This is a genomic window from Streptomyces sp. NBC_01689, from assembly GCF_036250675.1.
GTDB lineage: Bacteria > Actinomycetota > Actinomycetes > Streptomycetales > Streptomycetaceae > Streptomyces.
The window spans coordinates 8,258,950-8,278,660 of the sequence record NZ_CP109592.1 but is presented as its reverse complement, the minus strand read 5'-3'; the positions used below and the strand labels follow the sequence as shown (position 1 = coordinate 8,278,660).

The 19,711-nt window shown below is 74.8% G+C and carries 15 protein-coding genes and 1 pseudogene; 4 read left to right on the top strand and 12 right to left on the bottom strand.

Going from position 1 to position 19,711, the window contains the following annotated elements; all coding sequences use genetic code 11:
- Nucleotides 1-15 precede the first annotated feature (15 nt).
- The 4 genes from tatA to OG776_RS35565 all read right to left on the bottom strand — a co-directional run bounded on the left by tatA (nucleotide 16) and on the right by OG776_RS35565 (nucleotide 4,957).
- Nucleotides 16-288, bottom strand: a complete 273-nt coding sequence (tatA, locus tag OG776_RS35580; RefSeq protein WP_148012864.1) for a Sec-independent protein translocase subunit TatA — start codon at nucleotides 286-288, stop codon at nucleotides 16-18.
- Nucleotides 289-449: 161 nt separating this feature from the next.
- Nucleotides 450-3,455 carry a cation-translocating P-type ATPase gene (locus OG776_RS35575; RefSeq protein ID WP_148012865.1) on the bottom strand — a complete coding sequence of 1,002 codons (3,006 nt, stop codon included), beginning with the start codon at nucleotides 3,453-3,455 and terminating at the stop codon, nucleotides 450-452.
- 65 nt (nucleotides 3,456-3,520) lie between these two features.
- Nucleotides 3,521-3,913, bottom strand: a complete 393-nt coding sequence (locus OG776_RS35570; RefSeq protein WP_261994905.1) for an ArsR/SmtB family transcription factor — start codon at nucleotides 3,911-3,913, stop codon at nucleotides 3,521-3,523.
- A 456-nt stretch (nucleotides 3,914-4,369) separates the two neighbouring features.
- Entirely contained in the window at nucleotides 4,370-4,957 is a 588-nt protein-coding gene (locus OG776_RS35565; protein ID WP_148012866.1) for an Rv1733c family protein, read from the bottom strand.
- Between the two features lie 531 nt (nucleotides 4,958-5,488).
- Here OG776_RS35565 and OG776_RS35560 point away from each other — a divergent pair.
- Nucleotides 5,489-6,166: a uracil-DNA glycosylase gene (locus OG776_RS35560; protein ID WP_148012867.1), complete on the top strand. Its 678-nt coding sequence runs from the start codon at nucleotides 5,489-5,491 to the stop codon at nucleotides 6,164-6,166.
- Between the two features lie 351 nt (nucleotides 6,167-6,517).
- On the top strand, nucleotides 6,518-7,441 hold the full coding sequence (locus tag OG776_RS35555) for a sirohydrochlorin chelatase (protein WP_148012868.1): 924 nt from the start codon (nucleotides 6,518-6,520) through the stop codon (nucleotides 7,439-7,441).
- Nucleotides 7,442-7,735: 294 nt separating this feature from the next.
- On the opposite strand, the gene OG776_RS35550 is transcribed toward OG776_RS35555, so the two are convergent.
- The 6 genes from OG776_RS35550 to OG776_RS35525 all read right to left on the bottom strand — a co-directional run bounded on the left by OG776_RS35550 (nucleotide 7,736) and on the right by OG776_RS35525 (nucleotide 15,057).
- Complete coding sequence (locus OG776_RS35550) at nucleotides 7,736-8,782, bottom strand: lactonase family protein (RefSeq protein ID WP_148012869.1); 1,047 nt, start codon at nucleotides 8,780-8,782, stop codon at nucleotides 7,736-7,738.
- Nucleotides 8,783-8,918: 136 nt separating this feature from the next.
- Entirely contained in the window at nucleotides 8,919-10,034 is a 1,116-nt protein-coding gene (locus tag OG776_RS35545) for a nitric oxide synthase oxygenase (protein ID WP_222723861.1), read from the bottom strand.
- 1,075 nt (nucleotides 10,035-11,109) lie between these two features.
- Nucleotides 11,110-12,609, bottom strand: a complete 1,500-nt coding sequence (locus OG776_RS35540) for an FUSC family protein (protein WP_148012870.1) — start codon at nucleotides 12,607-12,609, stop codon at nucleotides 11,110-11,112.
- Nucleotides 12,610-12,894: 285 nt separating this feature from the next.
- On the bottom strand, nucleotides 12,895-13,818 hold the full coding sequence (locus tag OG776_RS35535; RefSeq protein WP_148012871.1) for a carbamate kinase: 924 nt from the start codon (nucleotides 13,816-13,818) through the stop codon (nucleotides 12,895-12,897).
- 109 nt (nucleotides 13,819-13,927) lie between these two features.
- Nucleotides 13,928-14,368: a pyridoxamine 5'-phosphate oxidase family protein gene (locus OG776_RS35530; RefSeq protein ID WP_148008273.1), complete on the bottom strand. Its 441-nt coding sequence runs from the start codon at nucleotides 14,366-14,368 to the stop codon at nucleotides 13,928-13,930.
- Entirely contained in the window at nucleotides 14,368-15,057 is a 690-nt protein-coding gene (locus OG776_RS35525; protein ID WP_148008274.1) for a helix-turn-helix domain-containing protein, read from the bottom strand. The genes OG776_RS35530 and OG776_RS35525 overlap by 1 nt, the downstream gene beginning before the upstream one ends.
- A 330-nt stretch (nucleotides 15,058-15,387) precedes the next feature.
- On the opposite strand from OG776_RS35525, the gene OG776_RS35520 reads away from it, so the two are divergent.
- Both OG776_RS35520 and OG776_RS35515 read left to right on the top strand, forming a co-directional pair.
- Nucleotides 15,388-15,852, top strand: a complete 465-nt coding sequence (locus tag OG776_RS35520; RefSeq protein ID WP_148008275.1) for a cyclic nucleotide-binding domain-containing protein — start codon at nucleotides 15,388-15,390, stop codon at nucleotides 15,850-15,852.
- Between the two features lie 250 nt (nucleotides 15,853-16,102).
- A complete protein-coding gene (locus tag OG776_RS35515; RefSeq protein WP_329323153.1) occupies nucleotides 16,103-16,549 on the top strand; it encodes a response regulator transcription factor in 447 nt (148 codons plus the stop codon).
- A gap of 65 nt (nucleotides 16,550-16,614) precedes the next feature.
- Here OG776_RS35515 and OG776_RS35510 read toward each other — a convergent pair.
- Nucleotides 16,615-16,851 (bottom strand): annotated as a pseudogene (locus OG776_RS35510) (histidine kinase); the annotation flags it as partial.
- A 427-nt stretch (nucleotides 16,852-17,278) separates the two neighbouring features.
- Nucleotides 17,279-19,675 (bottom strand): phosphoketolase family protein, encoded by a 2,397-nt coding sequence (locus OG776_RS35505; protein ID WP_148008277.1) that lies wholly within the window; start codon nucleotides 19,673-19,675, stop codon nucleotides 17,279-17,281.
- Between the last annotated feature and the right edge of the window lie 36 nt (nucleotides 19,676-19,711).

Below are 19,711 nucleotides of genomic sequence, written 5' to 3'. Positions count from 1 at the left end.
GCGGCACCGTGAGGGTCAGTGCGCGGTGCCGGAGGCGTCGGCCGTCGTCCGCGGGACGGTCTGCCCGCCGGTGTTCCGCGGGGCGTCCGCCGTCGTCTCTCCGCGGTTTCCCTGGCCGGCGGCCGGCACGGGGTCCTCGTCCTTCATCGCCTTGACCTCGCTCTTGAGGATGCGCATCGACTTGCCGAGCGCCCGCGCGGTGTCCGGCAGCTTCTTCGAGCCGAACAGCACGATGAGGACGACCGCCACGATCAGCAGGTGCCAGGGTTCCAGTCCGTTGCGGAGCATCGTGCGCCCGCCCTTCCTCACGTCGGTCGAAGGCGCGTCCCATGGGTCGCCGCCCCCAAGAAGATTGCCACTTTGCGCAACTGTACAACCATGGGTTCGGGCCGCCGGGCCTCGGCTCGTCGTTCCGCGCGAGACCCCGGCCGCCGGGTCCCCGGGGCGGGTCAGGACCGGCGTTCGTACCGCCGCCGAGCCACCGTCAAGGCACCCGCGTAGAGCGCCAGGACCGTGGCGAGCAGGCCGTAGTAGAGGGGTGGGAGCGGGATCATCCCGAGGAGCGCGCCGAGCGGGGTGAGGGGGATCAGCAGACCCGCGAGCGCGAGGGCTCCCGCCGCCGCGCCGACGGGACGCGGCGGGCGCCCGGCGGAGGGCGGGGTGACCCGGGGGCCGGTGGCTCCGGACGACCGGGACGGCGTGGTGCGCAGGAGCAGCATGGCCAGCGCCTGGGTGGTCAGGTTCTCGGTGAACCAGCCGGAGTGGAACGCCGCCGCGTCGTCGATGGCGTGCGGCCCGCGCAGGGCGAGCGCGAGGACGGCGAAGGTGGCCAGGTCGGCGACGGCGTTGAGCAGACCGAAACCGGCGATGAACCGCAGGAACCGGCGGGGCCGCAACGAGGCCGGCCGGCGCAGGGCGTCGGGGTGCGGCCGGTCGTGGGCGAAGGCGAGTTGGGCCGCGTCGAAGCACAGGTTCTGGGCCAGCACCTGGGCCGGGAGCATCGGCAGGAACGGCAGGGCGAGTCCCGCGGCGAGCATCGCGACGACGTTGCCGAGGTTCGAGGAGAGCGTGACGCGCAGATACGTCGCGACGGTGACGGTGCTGTGCCGTCCGGCCGTCACGGCGTGGTCGATCGCGGCGAGGTCCTTGTCGGCGAGGACCACGTCCGCGCTCTCCCGTGCCACGTCGACGGCGTCGCGGGGCGCGATCCCGACGTCGGCGGTCCGCAGCGCGGGCAGGTCGTTGACACCGTCGCCGAGGAAGCCCACCGTGTGCCCGTCGGCCCGCAGCGAGGCGATGATCCGGGCCTTGTCCTCGGGGGCGCAGCGGGCGAACACGGTCGTACGGCGGACCGTCGCGGCGAGTTCGTCGTCCGGCAGGCCGGCGAGTTCGTACGCCGTGCGGACCTCGCCCGGTTCCAGGCCGAGGTCCCGGCAGGCGCGCACCGCGGTGCCCGGGTGGTCGCCGGTCAGCACCTTCACCGAGACGCCTCTGCCGCCCAGTCCGCGCAGCGCCTCGGCGGCGGTCGGCGCGAGCGTGTCGCGGAAGGTGACGAACCCGCGGAAGGTCAGGCCGCGTTCGTCGGCGGGGGTCCAGCCACGGCGGCGTGCGGGACGGTCGGCGGTGGCGACCGCGAGCACCCGCAGTCCCTCGTCCGCCCGGTCGGCGGCGAGTCCGAGGAGCGCGTCCCGCTCGTCCTGCGCGAGGTCGCAGCGCCGCAGCACCTCCTCGGCGGCCCCTTTGACCACCACGGTGTGCACGCCGAGCCGGCGCGGGTGGCGTACGACGGCGGTGGCGATCCTGCGATGCGGATCGAAGGGCAGCGCCGCCACTCCGTCGTAGGCCCCCGCCACCTCGGCGTGGGCCCGCCCCACGCCGCTGTGGGCCCCGGCCACTCCGCCGTGGGGATCCGCCGCTCCGCCGTGGGCCGCCGCGGTGCCGGTGCCGCCGTGGGCCGCCGCGATCCCGGTGCGGGGCCGCGCCGTCCCGCCGTACGCCTCCGCCGCCTCGTGGCGCGCGCCCGCCGCGGCCGGTTCCCGTCCGGCCCCGTCCGCGTCGGCCGCCTCCAGCAGCGCGCCGTCGAGGGCGTCCGGCGTGGGCGGTTCGGCGAGTTGCAGGGTCCACCACGCGTTGACGGCGGCGAGCCGCAGCACCTCGGGATCGTCGGCTCCGAGCGCGTCCACGGCACGCTCCACGACCGGCCGGTCCTGGGTGAGCGTGCCGGTCTTGTCCAGGCAGAGCACGTCGACCGCGCCGAGGTCGTGCAGCGCGGGCAGCCGCTTCACGATCACGCCACGGGTGCGGGCCAGCAGCGACGCGCTCCGCGCGAGGCTCGTGCTGACGATGACGGGCAGCATCTCGGGGGTGAGACCGACGGCCACCGCGACGGCGAACGGGAGGGTCTCCAGGCCCCGTCCGCGCAGCGCCGCGTTCGCCGTCAGGACGAGCGGCGGGGTGAGCAGCATGAACCGGACGAGGACGGAGGAGATGCTCGCCGCGGACCGGTCGACGGCGCCGGCCGCTCGGCCCCGCGACCCGTTCCGTCCGCCGGCCGGATCGCCGTGGGCGGCCGCGAACCTCGTCCGTGCTCCCGTCGCCAGCACCACCGCCGTACCGCTGCCGGTCACCACACCGCTGCCCTGGAAGCAGAGCTGACGCTGCCCGAAGACCCCCTGGCGGGCGGCCCCGTCGTCCCGCCGCCGGTCCCGCTCGTGGTCCTGCCGCTCGTGGTCCTGCCGCTCGTCGCCCGCCCGGCCGTCCTCGTACGTGGTGTCCGGGGCGTCGGCCGTGTTCTTGACGACGGCGGACGACTCGCCGGTCAACGCCGCTTGACGCACGGTCAGCCCGTTCGCCCGCAGCAGGCGTACGTCGGCCGGGACCAGGTCGCCCGGTCCCAGACGCACGACGTCGCCGGGGACCAGTTCGCCGACGGGGATGTCCCGGACCGCGGGCGGCATGCCGTCGGCGGCGCGGCGGACCACGGTCGCGGTCTCGGCGACCAGCCGGCGCAGGCCGGCCAGGGAGCGGTCGGCCCGGCTCTCGCCCGACGCGCGCAGGACGCAACTGACGCTGACCAGCGAGAGGATCACGCACGCCGTGCCCCACGCGGCGACCGCGGCGGACACCAGACCGAGGCAGAGCAGCACCGCCGTGAAGGGCTCGCGCAGGCCGCGCGCGAACAGACGCGGCCAGGACTCCGTGTCCCGCGACGGCATGTCGTGCGGGCCGAACCGGACCAGCCGGGCCGCGGCCTCCGCCTCGGTCAGCCCCCGCGGACCGCTGTCCAGACACCGCAGGACCTGGAGGGTGGTCGGACCGTCCGGGAGCCGCGCGTACGGCGGGCTGGACGGGTCGTGGGAGTCCCCGGGCCCGTGGAGTCCGTGAAGGGCGTGAACGGCGTCGGGTTCCCAGGGGTCTTGAGGGGGGCTCGCCGGCCCCTGCGGACCCGATGACATCGATTTCCGGGAACGTCGGCCGGACGTGCTGGACATGCCGGACGCGCCGGGTGGTCGCGGCACCTTCAGGCGCCGAAGCCGCGCAGCCGCCGCACCGCCCCTTGGGCGGGCAGCCCGGACGCCCCGGACCGGCCGGACCCGTCGGCCCGGTCGGTCAGTTGGCCGACCATGAGCCGTACGACGGTGACCACGTCCGGGTCGTCGACGAGGTAGACCTGTCGCCTGCCCTCGCGCCGGGACCGCACGAGACCGGCGAGCTTCAGCTTGGTGAGATGCTGGCTCACCGCGGGCAGCGCGCCGCCGACCCGCTCGGCGAGTCCGGTCACGTCGCTCTCGCCCTGCGCCAGCGCCCACACGATGTGCAGCCGTGCCGAGGAGGCGAGCAGCCCGAACGCCGCGGCCGCCTCCGCCAGGACCTCGGCGGACGGATCGTCGAACCCGCCGACCTCTGTCGCCACCGTGTCTCCTCCCCCTCGCCGGTTCGTCCCGAGCGCGCCGCCCCGGGCGCCGTGTGAACCGCCCCAGTCTAGGGATCCCTGACGGCCGGGAAGGCGGCACGGTGCCCGATCGGGACGGGACGGACGAAAACGGGCGCCCGGCGGAACGGACAGCGGACGCGGGGGTGTTGTGGAAGGCGGGAATCGGCCGGGAACCCTCATGCACCCGGCCCGGAAGGGGAACCTGCGCACCCGACGCGCGCGGGCTGCGCCCGCCCTGACGGGTCCGGCCGAGGCCCACGGCCCGCTCCGCACGGAGGTCGCCGCACCGCGACGGCACGGGGAGCGACCCGGCGGGCACGGCGACTCGGCTGCCTCCGAGGACGAACGACCGCCGTACTTCTGACGCATCGCTCCGGAGAGCGTCGGCGGGTCATCCGGACGGCGTCCTCCGGCGCCGGGGGGAGAACCGCCCTGTCAGCCGGTCTTGCGTCCCCACAGCGGCCCGATCCGCTGCCACTCCTCGTCCCACCGCTCCATCCGGCGCCGTTCCATGTGCCCGCGCAGCAGCCGCCCGCCGACGAACGGCACTCCCCCGGCGCTCACCCCCATCAGGATCCCGACCAGCGAGGCCCGCAGCCGGGCCTGGGAGGGGGAGGCGGGCCTGGTGACGAGCCGGCCGCCGTCGTCCGTCCACACGGTGACCGGGGTCCCCTCGTGACTCCCGACCGGCACCCGTGCCTGGCCGTCGTGCCGCGATCCGTCCGCCGCGGTCCACCGGACCTTCGCCCACACGATGTCGGCTCCGGACGCCACCCCGGTCGAGCTCGGTACGTCCTCGGCGAGCAGTGCCGGGACGGAGTGCCACTCGGCGCGCTGCCGGGCCAGGCCGTGCTCCACGGTGTGCGTCGCCAGGAGGCCGGCGAGCACCCCGCCGAGCACGGTGAGCGCCCCGGCGACGAGCACGACCCAGGCCTCCAGCGTGTCACTGCGACGCCGCAGGGGATTCCGCCGCCACCTCCACAGCCAGGCGTTCGGGATCTTCGGACCACGGAACGGCGCCATCAACGGCGTCCTCCTCACGACCGCACGGACATGCCACGTCGCCCTCCCATACGGGCCCGGTCCCTCCGATGCTCACGACGGGCCCCGCGACGCGTCCTTCGCGCTCCGTCCACCGGCAGCCGGACCGCGGGGACTGTCAGTGCCGGGAGGCAGACTGGCGGATGTCTGGGACAACGTCGTCGTCACGGAGGTGATCGCCATGGCCGGAACGCGGGTCACGGTGAGTACGGGCGGAGGGCTTCACGTCGGCCGGAGGCGCCACGACGCCCGTGAGTCCGGCCGGTCCACGCGCAACGCCCCACCGGGCGCCACCGGTTCGGCACCGGATCGGCCGCCGGGGAGGAGCGCGGTGCGATCCGACGAGCGCCCACGGGGCGGGCGGGACGGCCGGCTTCGGGATGCGCGGATCCGGAGTGGGCCGCTTCGCGGCGGGCGACGGCGGGACGGGCCGGTCGGCGGGGCCGTCCCGCCCCGGTGGGCGTTCGGCCATCGGTTGATCTCCGTCGCGTGTACGGCAGTAGGGTGACGCCCGTGGCACCACGACCCTTGCATGAAATCGTCGAAGCGGGCTGGGCGAAAGCCCTGGAACCCGTGGCCGGGCGGATCGCCGAGATGGGGGACTTCCTCCGCGCGGAGATCGCCGCGGGACGCACCTACCTCCCGGCCGGCCAGAACGTCCTACGGGCCTTCCAGCAGCCGTTCGACGAGGTCCGCGTCCTCGTCGTCGGACAGGACCCCTATCCGACCCCGGGGCACGCCGTGGGGCTGTCGTTCTCGGTGGCTCCGGACGTCCGTCCGCTGCCGGGCAGCCTGATCAACATCTTCCGGGAGCTGAACACGGACCTGGGGCTGCCCCAGCCGTCCAACGGCGATCTGACGCCCTGGACCCGGCAGGGCGTGCTGTTGCTCAACAAGGCGCTGACGACGGCCCCCCGCAGTCCGGCCGCCCACCGCGGCAAGGGCTGGGAAGAGGTCACCGAGCAGGCGATCCGCGCGCTGGCCGCGCGCGGGCGTCCGCTGGTGTCCGTCCTGTGGGGCCGCGACGCCCGCAACGTACGCCCCTTGCTCGGCGATCTGCCCGCCGTGGAGTCCGCGCACCCGTCACCCATGTCCGCGGACCGCGGGTTCTTCGGCTCCCGCCCCTTCAGCCGCGCCAACGAACTGCTGGTCGGCCAGGGAGCGCAGCCGGTGGACTGGCGCCTGCCGTGACGCCGGCGGGCCGGCCGGGGCCGCGGCGGCGCCGGTCCACGTCCGGCGCCGCCCGACCCGACCGGGACCCGTCGAAGCCCAAGCCGGCTTCGTCCGGGGCCCGTTCGTGCGGGGCTGCCGCCGCTTCGCCGTAGCCGCACGTCAGGACCGCGCAGTCGGTCCTCTCCGCCCTTCGGGACCGGCGGAGTTGCCCCGCTCCCCCGGCGCGTCCGGTCCGCCTCGGGCAACGATGTCCGGCATTACCGAGCATTTCTGATCCACGCGTAACTCATCCGACAAAAGCGGACGGATACCGCTCACCTGCACCCTCCCCGAACAGGGGAGCCCAGGAAACCAGTAACATGCGGCGCCATGAGCTCCCCCACTGGACCCGCGTCCGGCCTGCCAGTACGAATGCCGCGACCCCGCCAGCCCGGGCGGCACCGCCGTCCGGAGCCCCTGGCGGCCCCCGAGGGCGCGCCCGCGCTCGTCCTCGCGGTGCCGGGCACCTCCAGCGCGGCCACGCGCAGCCTCGCCGAGGAGGTCGTGAGCATCGCGCGCTCCGAGCTCCCCGGCCTCGACGCCCGTATCGGGTACCTCGACGGCGACGACGCCGAGTTCCCCACCCTGCAGTCCGTGCTCGCGCGCGCCGCCGAGGAGCGCACCGCCCGCTTCGAGCAGGCCCGTGCCGCCGGTGCCGAGGTGTCCGAGCCCGACGGCCCCGTCGCCGTCGTGGTGCCGCTGCTCGCCGGCCCGGACAACGCGCTGCTGCGCCGGATCCGTCAGGCCGTCATGGACAGCCGTGTCGCGGCCGACCTGACCGACGCCCTCGGCCCGCACCCGCTGCTCGCCGAGGCGCTGCACGTGCGCCTGTCCGAGGCGGGTCTGGCGCGTGCCGACCGCGCCCGGCTGTTCACCGTGGCCACCGCCGCCGACGGCATCATCCTCGCCTCCGTGGGCGGCGAGGAGGCCGTACAGGCGGCCGGTATCACCGGCATGCTGCTCGCCGCGCGCCTCGCCGTGCCGGTGATGGCGGCGGCGCTCGACGAGGAGGGCGCGATCGCGGCCACCGCCGAGCAGCTGCGCGGCTCCGGCTCCCAGCAGCTGGCGCTGGCGCCCTACCTGATCGGCCCGGAGATCGACAACGCCCTGCTGGAGGAGGCCGCCAAGGAGGCGGGCTGCTCCGCCGCGGAGGCGCTCGGCCCGTACCCGGCCATCGGCAAGCTCGCGCTGGCCAAGTACGCGGCGGCGCTGGGCATCGCCCCTCAGCAGCCGCAGGGCGCGCCCGCCCACTGACCGGCGCCCGTACCACCGCTCGCACTTCGAAGGGCCCGCTCCTGATCCCAGGAACGGGCCCTTCCGTCTCCGCCGCCGCGGACGGCCACGCGCGGGCTCGCCCCCGGTCACGCGCACCCTCACCCCCGGCACACTCGCAGCACGGCGCGCATCCGCGAAACCGTGGCCGATCACCGCACCGCCACGCACCGCACCGCCGCGCACGTCCGCGGCCGGGGTCCCCGTCCCCGGCCCTCCCGCCCCTCGCCCCCGCCTCGGGACCGCGCTCCCGTCGCACGAACGACGGGGGACCGGTCAGCCGAAGACCACGCAGGACGCCGCCGGGACCGGCACCGAACCACCCCGGCACGGCACTCCCGTGTCCGGGTCGACGGCGAACCAGGTCACGTCCCCCGAGCGCTCGTTGGCCACGTAGAGGAAGCGTCCGGACGGGTCGACGGCCAGTGCGCGCGGCCACACACCGCCGCACGGCACCGTGCCCACCAGCCGCAGCCCCTCGCCCCCCGCGTCGGGCGTCAGGACGGAGACGACGTCCTGGCCCCGCGTGGCGGTCCACACGAAGCGGCCGTCGGGGGACACCGCGATGCCCGAGGGGTACGCGTCGCCGTCGGGGACACCTGGGAGCACCGGCATCTCACCGAGGGGCCGCAGCGAGCCCTCCAGGGCGTTCCAGCGGCACACGGTGACGGTCGGCGTGAGCTCGTTGAGCACGTAGGCGTGTGCACCGCGAGGATGAAAGGCCAGGTGGCGGGGGCCGGAACCGGGGCGCAGCGCGATCTCGCGGTGCAGCGCGAGCAGGCCGTCCTCCAGCGTGCAGACGCGCACGGAGTCCGTGCCGAGGTCGACGCTCACCGCCCAGCGCCCGCTCGGGTCGGACTGCACCTGATGGGCGTGCGGGTCCTTCTGACGCCGGGTGTGCGGTCCCGAACCGGTGTGCCGGAGCACGCTCGTGGCGGCTCCGGCCAGCGTGCCGTCCGCGCGGACGGGCACGGCGGTGACGCTGCCCGAGCCGTAGTTGGCGGTGAGGACGTGTCCGGCGAAGACGCTCAGGTGCGTGGGGCCGCTGCCGCCGACCGGCACCGGGGGTCCGGCCCGTTCCGGCTTGTCCCCGCCGAGGCGGTAGGCGGCCACCGCGCCGTCCGCCGTCTCGCTGACGGCGTAGAGCATGTCGTGCACGGGTGACAGGGCCAGGTACGAGGGGTCCGGAACCCCGCCCACGGTGCTCAGGAGGGTCAGCGCACCGGTGTCGCGGTCCACGGCCGCGGTGAGCACCCCCGGGCCCCCCGCCGCCGTGAACGAGCCGATGAACGCCCGCTGTTCCCGCCTGCCGCCGTCTGCCACTGCCGACCCCTCTCGGTCCCCGCGTCACCCGGGGCCGATCTCGGTCCCCGCGCCGCCCGGGGCCGATCTCGGTCCCCGCGCCGCCCGGGGCCGACGGTAGCAGTCGTCGGGCTGCGGTCTAGACCAGGGCTGCGGTCTAGACCAACACCTCCCCGCCGCGCCCGTCCGCCCGCTCGTGCGCCTCGGGGTGGTGCACGTACGCGGGGCGCTGCTCCAGTGGTTCGTAGGTGCGGTGGAAGACGGGTGTGGCGCTGCCGGAGATGGGCGGGACGATCCACGACCAGTCGGCGCCGACCCGGCGGCCCTTGCGCTCCTCACGGCCGAGATGGGTGAGGAAGTGCCGGGACTCGGTGTGGTGGTCGCTGACGGTGACGCCCGCGCGGTCGAAGGAGTACAGGACGGAGCGGTTGAGTTCGACGAGCGTGCGGTCCTTCCACAGGGAGCGGTCGGTGCGGGTGTCGAGGCCCAGCCGCTCGGCGAGGAACGGCAGGAGGTCGTAGCGATCGGTGTCGGCGAGGTTGCGGGCGCCGATCTCCGTGCCCATGTACCAGCCGTTGAAGGGCGCCGCCGGGTAGCAGACGCCGCCGATCTCCAGACACATGTTGGCCAGCGCGGGCACGGCGTGCCAGCGCAGTCCGAGCGGGCGCCACCAGGCGTACTCGGGGTGGTCCAGCGGTACTTCGAGCACCGCGTCGTCCGGCAGCGGGAACCAGCGGGGCTTCTCGTCGGCTTCCTGGACCACCAGCGGCAGGACGTCGAAGGGGGTGCCGGGACCGCCGGGCCAGCCGAGCCGCCGGGCCAGCGCGGTGAGTCCGGCGTTGCGCGGGTCGCCGGTCACCCCGCCGTCGGGGCGCGGGTAACCGGCGTACCGGACGAGTTGTTCGTTCCAGATCCGCGGGCCGGGCCGGCCAGGCCCGTCCGGTGCGAAGACCGTGATGAGCGGGCGGATACGGCCGTCGCGGGTGGCCTCGCGCAGATGGTCCGCGGAGGCGTCCGCGACGTCCCGCGCCGTCCGCACCTCCCTGCGGTCACGGACCCGCAGCGAGTGCCAGTACAGGCGCCCGATGCACCGGTTGGCGTTGCGCCAGGCGACGCGCGCGCCGAAGACCAGTTCCTCGGTGGTGTGCCGGTACGTGCCCGTCTCCGCGATCTCCGCCCGCACCGCGGTGATACGCCGGGACGGATCGCCGAGACGCCGCTCGGTGTGGTGGAGGGTGAGGAACTCGGCCGCGGCACGCACCAGTTCGTACACCGTCCGGCACGGACCGGCGAGGGCCCGTGCCGTCGGGCCGGGTACTCCGGTGCCGGTCCACGGCCCCGGGGCGGCCGCTCCGGGACCGCTCCGGGACGCGGGACGGTCCGGATGGGGCGCCCGCGCCGGGCAGGAGCGCACCTCGTCCGTCCGGCCCCCCTCCGCCGGACGCGCCCGGAGGTCCGGCACCGGGACCTGTGTCGCGGCGGTCACGGGCACCGGGACCGGGCACCCCGCGTCCGGGCGGCCACGCGGCTCGGTGGCGGCCCGCGGGCGCTGCGGCCGGACGTCCGCGCGCTCCGGCCGGCGACCGGCCACGGGCGGCTGCTCCCACGGGCCGGGGCCGGACCCCGCGCCGGCGACGGGGTCGGGATCGGAATCGGGGTCGGTGGCTGAGCCGCGGCCGTCGAGAGGGTGATCCCGGTGGCCGCCGGAGAGCCGGTCCGGACGACCGCCCGGGGGCCGCTCCCGGAGGTCGTCGTCGTACGCGGTGCGGCCGGCGTCGTCGCGCAGGTCTCGGCGGGCGTCCGTCCGCCGGCCCTCAGGAGCGCTCACGGGCTCGTCACCGCGGGCGGCCCCTTCGTCCCGGTCGGCATCCCCGCGCCGGCCCCGACCGGCGCCTCCGGACCCGCCCCCACGGGCCTCCGCGCGCGGATCCCGGCTCGCCTCCGCAACCCGCTCCGCGGTGCCGCCCCGGCGGACGTCGGGGAGCGGGGTCATGGGGCCGTCGGGGCCGCCGGGGTCGTCGGCGTCGTCGTCCGGTTCGTCGTCGTCCCGCCGGGGGCCGACCAGGAGCCGGTCCAGCCATCCGCCGGGGCCGCCGGGCCACGGCGTGCCCCCCTCGCCGTCGTCCTTCAAGCGCTCACCGTGTCCGAATCCACGTGACATGTCCCGCATGGCGCCACCCCCAGCGGCTCCGTCCGCGGGCCGCTCCCGTACGGTCCACGGCTCCCGTGCGTCCGATAGCGGCGGCACTACCCCGTCCGCGCGGTGATCCACCATCCGTGTGGCCCGTACACCGGCCTCGCTCACCGGCTCGCGTTGCCCCCGGCCCGTGCCGGGCGCACATGCGAGGTCAGACGCGCAGGAGCCGGGAGCCGCTCAGCGGCGCCGCCAGCTCGGCCAGCGCCCGTTCCATGCCGTGCAGGTGCGCGAGCGCCTGCTCGGCGCCCGGGTGCCGCCCCGGCACGCCCGGGCCGGCCGTCGGGGCACGCTCCGGCACCGCTCCGACCAGCGATTCCACCGCCGCCTCCACCCGTCGGCAGGCCGCTGTCAGACGGGCGTCGTGGGACGCGTCCGGGTCCCCCGCGACGGCCACGAGACCGTGCGCCTCCCGCGCGCAGGCGTCGAGCAGCGCGAGCACCTGACGGGCCCGCGCCTTGCGCTCCCGCAACGGGTTGAGGGGATGCACCAGGGGCGCGAGGGCCATCCGTACGCGCCCCAGGAGTGCTTCGAGCTCCCCCGCGAGGAGTGCGGGGTCCGCGGTCTTGTCGCCCGCGAGCCGTGCGGCCGCCGCCGCGGTGCAGCCGTGCACCGCGTGCAGGGCCCGCTCGACCCAGCGGTCGGTGACCGTGTGCGTGGTGAGGGGCAGGACCAGCGCGACGGCGAACGCGGCGCCGAGCGCGCCGACGCCGGTCTCCGCGACCCGCAGCAGGATCAGCCCCGGGTCCAGCACCCCGAGCAGGCCGTAGAGCGACTCGGCCATCAGCGTCACCGCGAGCATCATCCAGGTGTACGAGACGGCGGCCGTGTAGAAGATTCCGAAGACGCACACCGCGACGAGCACGGCGCTGGGGACCGGCGCGCCGTGCAGGGGCACCGCGACGGCGAGCCCCAGGACCATGCCGAGCACCGTGCCGAGCACCCGGCGGAAGCCGCGCACCAGGGTCTCGCCGCGCGAGGCGGTGTTCACGAAGATCCACCAGGTCGCGCCCACGGCCCAGTACCAGCGGTCCTCGGACAGCCACTGACCGGCCACCAGCGCGAAGGCGGCGCCCACGGTCGCCTGGAACGCCTGGCGGGTGGTCGGCCGGGCCCAGCCCCTCCCGTGCGGAGCGGGGGGTGTCGCCCCGGGCGGCCGCCCCCTCTCGTAGCACCACAGGGCGAAGCGGACGAGCGAGGAGGCCAGCAGGGAGAGCAGCACCGCGGCGTACAGCCCGGGCAGCTGCCGGGGGACGGCGTGCAGGAACTGCGTCATGAAGAAGGTCATGAACGCGAACACGCCCAGCGAGTGGCCCCGCGGGCCCCAGCGCCGCGCGTACACACCGGCGCCGACGACCGCCAGGAAGGCCAGGTCCCGCGCGACCGGATACGCGTGCAGCCCGGCGGCGAGCGCCAGCACGGGGAGGCCCACGACGGGGAGCAGCGCCGTGGTGACGGCCTGCGCCCGCACGGTCGCGTCGGTCACCGTGAAGAGGGCGAGCAGCGCGGCGAGGCCGCCGGCCACGGCGCCCACGAGCCCCCGGCCGGCGAGGCCGCACAGCGCCACCGCCAGACCGATGCCGAGGACGGCCCGGGAGGCGTGCCGCAGCCTCAGCCGCCCCGGATCCGGCGCCATGAACACCCTCTTGAGCACTGCCCCGCCCTCTCACCACCACCCGGCCGAACCGGCATGGAAAAGGCGCCGCGGAATTCCGCAGCGCCGTCGATGGAGGACATCACACCATCCGCGGCCCCACTGGCTCAACCGGGGGCGGCTCCAATGGACCATTGGCGCATTCAGGCCGACGCCCGCTGGGCCATCGATGAGCCAACGGATCACTTGGTGGACAGCCGGTGACGGGACAGCGGACACGGCGGCGGTGCGGCGCCGCACATCGCGCCGTCGCATGGCGGGTCACCGTGGGCACCGCGCGGCCGGTCACTCGGCGGGCAGGTCCGGCCGTACGAGCGTGCCGGACCTGCCGTGGACGATCTCGTACGCCGCGTCGAGAGCGCCGATCGCGGCCGGTCCGCCCGTGTGCTCCACGAAGCGCGCCGCGGCCTCGGCCTTGGGTCCCATCGACCCCTCGGTGAAACCGCCCCCGCGCAGCTCCGCGGGTGTGGCGTCGGGGAGGGGCCGCTGCCCGGGGGTGCGGTAGGCGGTGTAGACGCACGGCACGTCGGTGAGGATGAGCAGGAAGTCGGCCCGCAGGTCCTCCGCCAGCCGGGCCGCTGTGAGGTCCTTGTCGACGACGGCCTCCACGCCGGTCAGCGCGCCGGTGTCGGGGTCGGCGGTGACGGGGACGCCTCCGCCGCCGGCGCAGACGACGAGCGCGCCGCCCCTCAGCAGTTCGTCGACGATGTCGGTCTCCCACACCCGGTCGGGCTCCGGCGAGGGCACGACGCGGCGGCGGCCCGTCCCGTCCACGGCGAACCGCCAGCCGCGCCCGGTGGCCAGGGACTCCGCCGCCTCCCGTGAGTACACCGGGCCGACGCGCTTCGTGGGACGCCGGAAGGCGGGATCGTCGGCCCGCACGAGGGTGTGGGTGACCAGTGCGACGATCCGGTGGCCGGGCAGGGCGTCGTGCAGGCTGCGGGCCAGCAGGGAGCCGATCATGCCCTGGGTCTGGGCGCCGAGGAGGTGCAGTGGACAGGGGGCGCTCAGATCGGGGTCGGCGCCGCTCTCGCCGGCGAGCACGCCGAGCTGCGGGCCGTTGCCGTGGGTGATGACCATCTCGTGTTCGTGGGCGAGGGCGGCGAGCGCGGTGGTGACCCGGTCGACGTTGGCTTCCTGGACACTCGCGTCGGGGCGTTCGCCCCGGTGCAGCAGGGCGTTGCCGCCGAGCGCCACGACGATGCGCATGGGGCGGTCCTTCCCGGGGTCGGGGTCGGGGTCGGGGGCGGGGTCTGGGTCGGGGACGGGCGGGGGGCGGCCGGGGCGTCTTTCTCGGAGGAGTGGCTTCTCCGGGCTCTCAGGGCCTGATGTCCACCCCGTGGGCCGCGCGTCCCGCGACCAGTTCACGGCCGGTCACCAGTTCGGGTTCGATGCGGATGAAGACGTCCCGGGGCGAGGCGACCCAGGAGCGGGGGCCGGTGCGCGACAGCCTGCCGTGCTCGACGGGGTCCGTGACCACCGTCGCGCGGCCGGTGACGACGACACTCCAGCCCGAGTGCGCGCGGGCGTCGACCTCGTCCGCCTCGAAGGCCACGACCACACCGTCCACCGCACGGGCCAGATCGGAGTCCGCGGCGGTCCGCAGCAGCACGGCGGAGTCGGCGTCCAGACTGAAGTTGAGCGGGAGCACCGCGGGCAGCGCGTGCCGCGTGTGCACGATACGGCCGACGGGTGCCCTGACCAGCAGGACGAGACACTCCTGCCGGTCCAGTTCGCGGAAGCCGTCGTCGGGACGCATCAGCGGTCGACCCTGATCCGGCGCCCCGAGATGTGGGCGGTGTCGATGGACAGCCACATCAGTCCCTCGCCACCCGCCCAGGGGGCGCTGTACGCGAGTTCCTCCAGCCGCCGTACCTCGGCCGGGTCCGTCACGGCACGGGCCCGGCCCCGTACGAGCACGCTCCACCCCTGCCTCAGTCCCTCGTCGATGTGGTCGACCTCGAAGGCGACCCGGGCCCCGTCCGCTGCGGCGGGGATCGAGCCGGGAGTGGTCCGGCAGAACACCACGCCGTCCACGACGGTGTAGTTGAGGGGGCCGATGTAGGGGCCTTCGGGCGTGTCCAGTGCCAGGCGTCCGATCCCGTGGGTCGACAGCCGCGCCCGGCACTCGTCGGGGCCGAGGGCGAGCAGTTCGGGGTGGCGTGCGGCCCGGCGGGTGCCGGGCGTCCGGTCGGCGTCGCCACCGCGCAGGGCCGCCACGCTGGTCCCCAGCACATCCGCGAGCCGGATGAGCACGCCGACACCCGGTGTGGCCGTGGGCTGCTCCTCCAGGTATCTGATGTAGCCGGGCGCCGTGCCCGCCCGTGCGGCCGCCTCCTCCCTGGTCAGGCCCATTTCCTCACGTCGCTGGGCGATACGGCGCCCGATGTCGCCCTGCGCGCCGCCGTCGGCCGGGGACACCGTGTCCGGCGGTATCTGTCGGGACATGGGCTTCGCTTCTTCCTGTCGAGCGGCTCTCTCTGCGGTCCAGGACCTGTCCTGCCGCGGGAGACGGATCCCTCGTCCTGTGCGACCGGGACCCTCCGGCCGGTGCTCCGGCCGTTCCGGGCCCCGGACCGTGGTGACCTGCCGCGCCGGGCAGCCGTACGCGGCGGTCTCACGGCCTCGTCCCACCAGCGTGACCGTGGCGGACGCGGTGCGCTTGGGCCGGTCGGCCCCCTTCGCCGGACCGGACGGGGCCGGGTGGCCCCTGGCACCGGCGGCGGGACGGGGAGAGCGTGGAGGCGGCTCGACCACGTGTCAGGGAGAGACAGGGACATGAACGCTTCCCCCACATTCACCAGGCTGCGGGCGCTGCCCGTCGAACACCGCGAGTGTCTGATGCGGCTGGCTCGTGAGGTGTCGTTCCCCCAGGGAACCCGTCTGTTCGAGGAGGGCAGGCGCGCCGACCGCTTCTGGATCATCCGGACCGGCACGGTCACGCTCGACCTGCGGGTGCCGGGGCGCCGTCCGGCCGTCATCGAGACCCTCGGGCACAACGAACTCATCGGCTGGTCCTGGCTGTTCGCGCCGCACGTCTGGCATCTCGGCGCCGAGACGACGAGCCCTGTGCGCGCGTTCGAGTTCGACGCCGAGCAGGTGCGGGTCATGTGCCAGGACGACCCGGCCCTCGGGATGGCGGTGGCCGAATGGGTGGGGGACACCGTCGCCCGCCGGCTGCGCGCCGCCAGGACGCGGCTGCTGGACCTGTACGCGCCCTACGGCAGCGGCCCGCTCGGCTGACCCCGATGCCACACCGATGCCTCTCGGCGGCCACGGCGCCGGGATCGGGGCTCGGCCGGTCGGGGTCCGCCGCGCGGTCGGCTCGGCCGGTCGGGGCCGCGCGGTCGAGGTCGGGCCGGTAGGGACCGCGCGGCCGGGGTGGGGCCGGTCGGCCCTGGCGCGCCCGGGTCCGGAGGGCGATGATCGGGTGGATCCATCCGGGAACGGTCCACGGTCAGCCGCGGAGGCGGACGAGGAGCAGGGGGTCGCCATGGCCGAGGCACGTGCCTTCACGGAGCAGGACCCGATCCGGGTCTTTCTGCTGGACGACCACGAGGTCGTACGCCGTGGCCCGACCGATCTCCTGGACGCCGAGCCGGACATCTCGGTGGTCGGCGACGCGGGCAGCGTCGAACACGCACTGGTGCGGGGGCCGGCGCTGCGTCCGCACGTGGCGGTGCTCGACGTACGCCTGCCGGACCCGGCCGTCGCTCCCGAACTCGCCGGCCTCTCACCCCGGGAGCGGGACGTCCTCGCGCTCATCGGGGACGGGCTCACCAACCGGGAGTTCGGCAAGAAGCTGTACCTGTCCGAGAAGACGGTGAAGAACCACATCTCCCGGCTGCTGGCCAAACTCGGTGTCCAGCGCCGAGTCCAGGCGGCGGTCCTGGCCACCCACCTGGAGAGCCCGGACCAGCGGGGCCGCTCCGCACGCTGACCCACCCCGTTCACCCGTACGGCCCCGACCCACCGGCGCCGGCCTCACCGGCCACCGGCCACCGGCACGCCGAGCGCCCCGTACTCGGCGTCCACGAGCACCACCGCGGCCTCCACGATGCTGCGCAGCACCTGCGGCAGATCGAGCTCCCGCCCCACCGACAGGACGGCCTCCAGCAGGCTGTGCAGACGGTCCCTGGTACCGCGCACCGCGTCGATACGCACCTGCAGCTCGCCCAACAACTCGTCGAGCCGCAGCCTGGGCAGATGCTGCCCGGGCCCCTGGCTCCCGTCCCCGTTCATCGCGCCCTCCGACCGGCAGGGCAGACAAGGCGGCAAGGCGGCTCGGACCGGCTCTCGTGTCTTCACGGTACTGGCCGGGCGCGCCGGTCTCATCACCAGGACCGCCGAGCCTTCCCAAAGCCCGAGCCCTCTCGCGCCCCGGGCGCACCGCGTGCGTGCGCGTTGCGTGCGCGTCGCCTGCGGGTGCACCGCCTACCGGGCGCCCCTCCTGCGTGCGCGCCACCCGCGGGGCGCCCCACCGGCACCCGCGGTCCTGCCGACGGCCCCCTTCCGGCGTCCACGGCCTCCCGGCACCCGCGGCGCGGCGATCGGGCGCCCGGGCAAGGAGGCCGCGTCAAGGGGGCCGCGCTACGGGGACCGCGTCACGGGCACGGAGACCGCGTCGAAGGGGCCGCACTACCGGGGCCGCGTCACGGGCCGCCGGCCGTCACCCGGTCCAGGTCCAGTCGGCGACCTCGGGCAGGTCGGTGCCGTGTTCGCGGATCCAGGCGTGGTGCCGGGTGCGGACGTCAGCCATCCGCTGGCGCACGGCGGCGGCGCGGACGCCCAGTCCCGGGACCCGGTCGATGACGTCCATGACGAGGCGGTAGCGGTCCAGGTCGTTCCGGACGACCATGTCGAAGGGGGTGGTCGTGGTGCCCATCTCCTTGTAGCCGCGCACGTGCAGTCCGGAGTGGCCGGTGCGGCGGTAGGCGAGCCGGTGGATGAGCCAGGGGTAGCCGTGGTACGCGAAGATGACAGGCTTGTCGGCGGTGAACAGTCCGTCGTACTCGCGGTCGCTCATCCCGTGCGGATGGTCCTCGCGCGGCAACAGCCGGGTCATGTCGACGACGTTGACGACGCGTACGGCGAGTCCGGGCAGCTGCCGGCGCAGCAACTGGGCCGCGGCCAGCACCTCTTGGGTGGGGACGTCACCGGCGCAGCCGAGAACGACATCCGGTTCCCCGCCGTTCTCGGTGCCCGCCCACTCCCAGATCCCGGCGCCGCGGGCACAGTGCGCGCGGGCCTCGTCCATGGAGAGCCAGTCGAAGCAGGGCTGCTTGCCAGCGACCACGACGTTGACGTAGTCACGGCTGCGCAGGACGTGATCGGCCACGGACAGCAGGGTGTTGGCGTCCGGCGGCAGATAGACCCGGACGACCTCCGGGCTCTTGCTGAGGACGTGGTCGACGAAGCCGGGGTCCTGGTGGGAGAAGCCGTTGTGGTCCTGGCGCCAGACGTGCGAGGTGAGCAGATAGTTGAGGGAGGCGATCGGGGCACGCCAGGACAGCGCGCGCGAGGTCCTCAGCCACTTGATGTGCTGGTTGACCATCGAGTCGACGATGTGGACGAAGGCCTCGTAGCAGGAGAAGAGGCCGTGCCGGCCGGTGAGGAGGTAGCCCTCCAGCCAGCCCTGGCAGGTGTGTTCGGAGAGGATCTCCATGACCCGGCCGTGCCGGTCCAGGTGTTCGTCCACCTGGAGGGTCTGGGCCTGCCAGGCCTTGCCGCTGGCGGCGTAGACGGCCTCCAGCCGGTTGGAGGCGGTCTCGTCGGGGCCCACCAGACGGAAGTCACGGCGCTGCGCGGTGTCCTTCATGATCTGTTCCAGGAGGTCCCCGAGGATCCTGGTGGGTTCGTGCAGCGTGGTGCCCGGCTTGTCGACGGGGACGGCGAAGCGGTCCAGGGGGGCGATGGGCAGGTCACGGACGAGCAGACCGCCGTTGGCGTGCGGGGTGGCGCCCAGCCGGCGCGCGCCGTCCGGGACACAGCTGAGGACCTCGGCGACGGGCCGGCCCTCGGCGTCGAAGAGCTCCTCGGGCCGGTAGGAGCGCAGCCAGGTCTCCAACTGGCGCAGATGCTCCGGGTTCTCCCGCACCCCGGCCAGCGGGACCTGGTGGGCGCGCCACGTGCCCGCGACGGGCAGACCGTCGACCTCCGCGGGGCCCGTCCACCCCTTCGGCGTGCGCAGCACGATCATGGGCCAGTGCACGCGCTCGGTCACGCCGTCCTCGCGGGCGGTGCGCTGCATCAGCGCGATGCGGTCCAGGGCCCGGTCGAAGGCGTCGGCCATGGCCCGGTGCACCTGGTGCGGGTCGTCGCTGGTGACGTGGATGGGGTCGTGGCCGTAGCCGCGCAGCAGTTCGTCGAGTTCGGGCTCGGGGATACGGGCCAGCACGGTCGGGTTGGCGATCTTGTAGCCGTTGAGGTGCAGGATCGGCAGGACGGCCCCGTCGTGGACCGGGTCGAGGAACTTGTTGGAGTGCCAGGAGGCTGCCAGCGGGCCGGTCTCCGCCTCGCCGTCCCCGATGACGCAGGCGACCAGCAGGTCCGGGTTGTCGAAGGCGGCGCCGTAGGCGTGGGCGAGGGAGTAGCCGAGTTCGCCGCCCTCGTGGATCGAGCCGGGCGTCTCGGGAGCGACATGGCTGGGGACGCCGCCGGGGAAGGAGAACTGCCGGAACAGCAGCTCCATGCCGGCCGCGTCCCGCGACACGTCCGGGTAGGTCTCGCTGTAGCTGCCCTCCAGCCAGGAGTTGGCGAGCACGGCGGGTCCGCCGTGGCCGGGTCCCCACACGCACAGCGCGTCCAGGCCGCGGGCCCTGATCACCCGGTTGAGGTGGGTGTGGACGAGGTTGAGTCCGGGCGAGGTGCCCCAGTGGCCCAGCAGCCGCGGCTTGATGTGGTCCGCGGTCAGCGGTTCGGTCAGCAGCGGGTTGGCCAGCAGGTAGATCTGGCCCACGGAAAGGTAGTTGGCGGCTCGCCAGTGGGCGTCCAGGGTGCGCAGTTCCTCGTCGCTCAGTACGGTGGCGTCCTGTTGTTCCACCTTGGACGGTTGGACCTTGGGCATGGTGACTCCGAAGTCATCGGGACAGGTCAGCGGGGA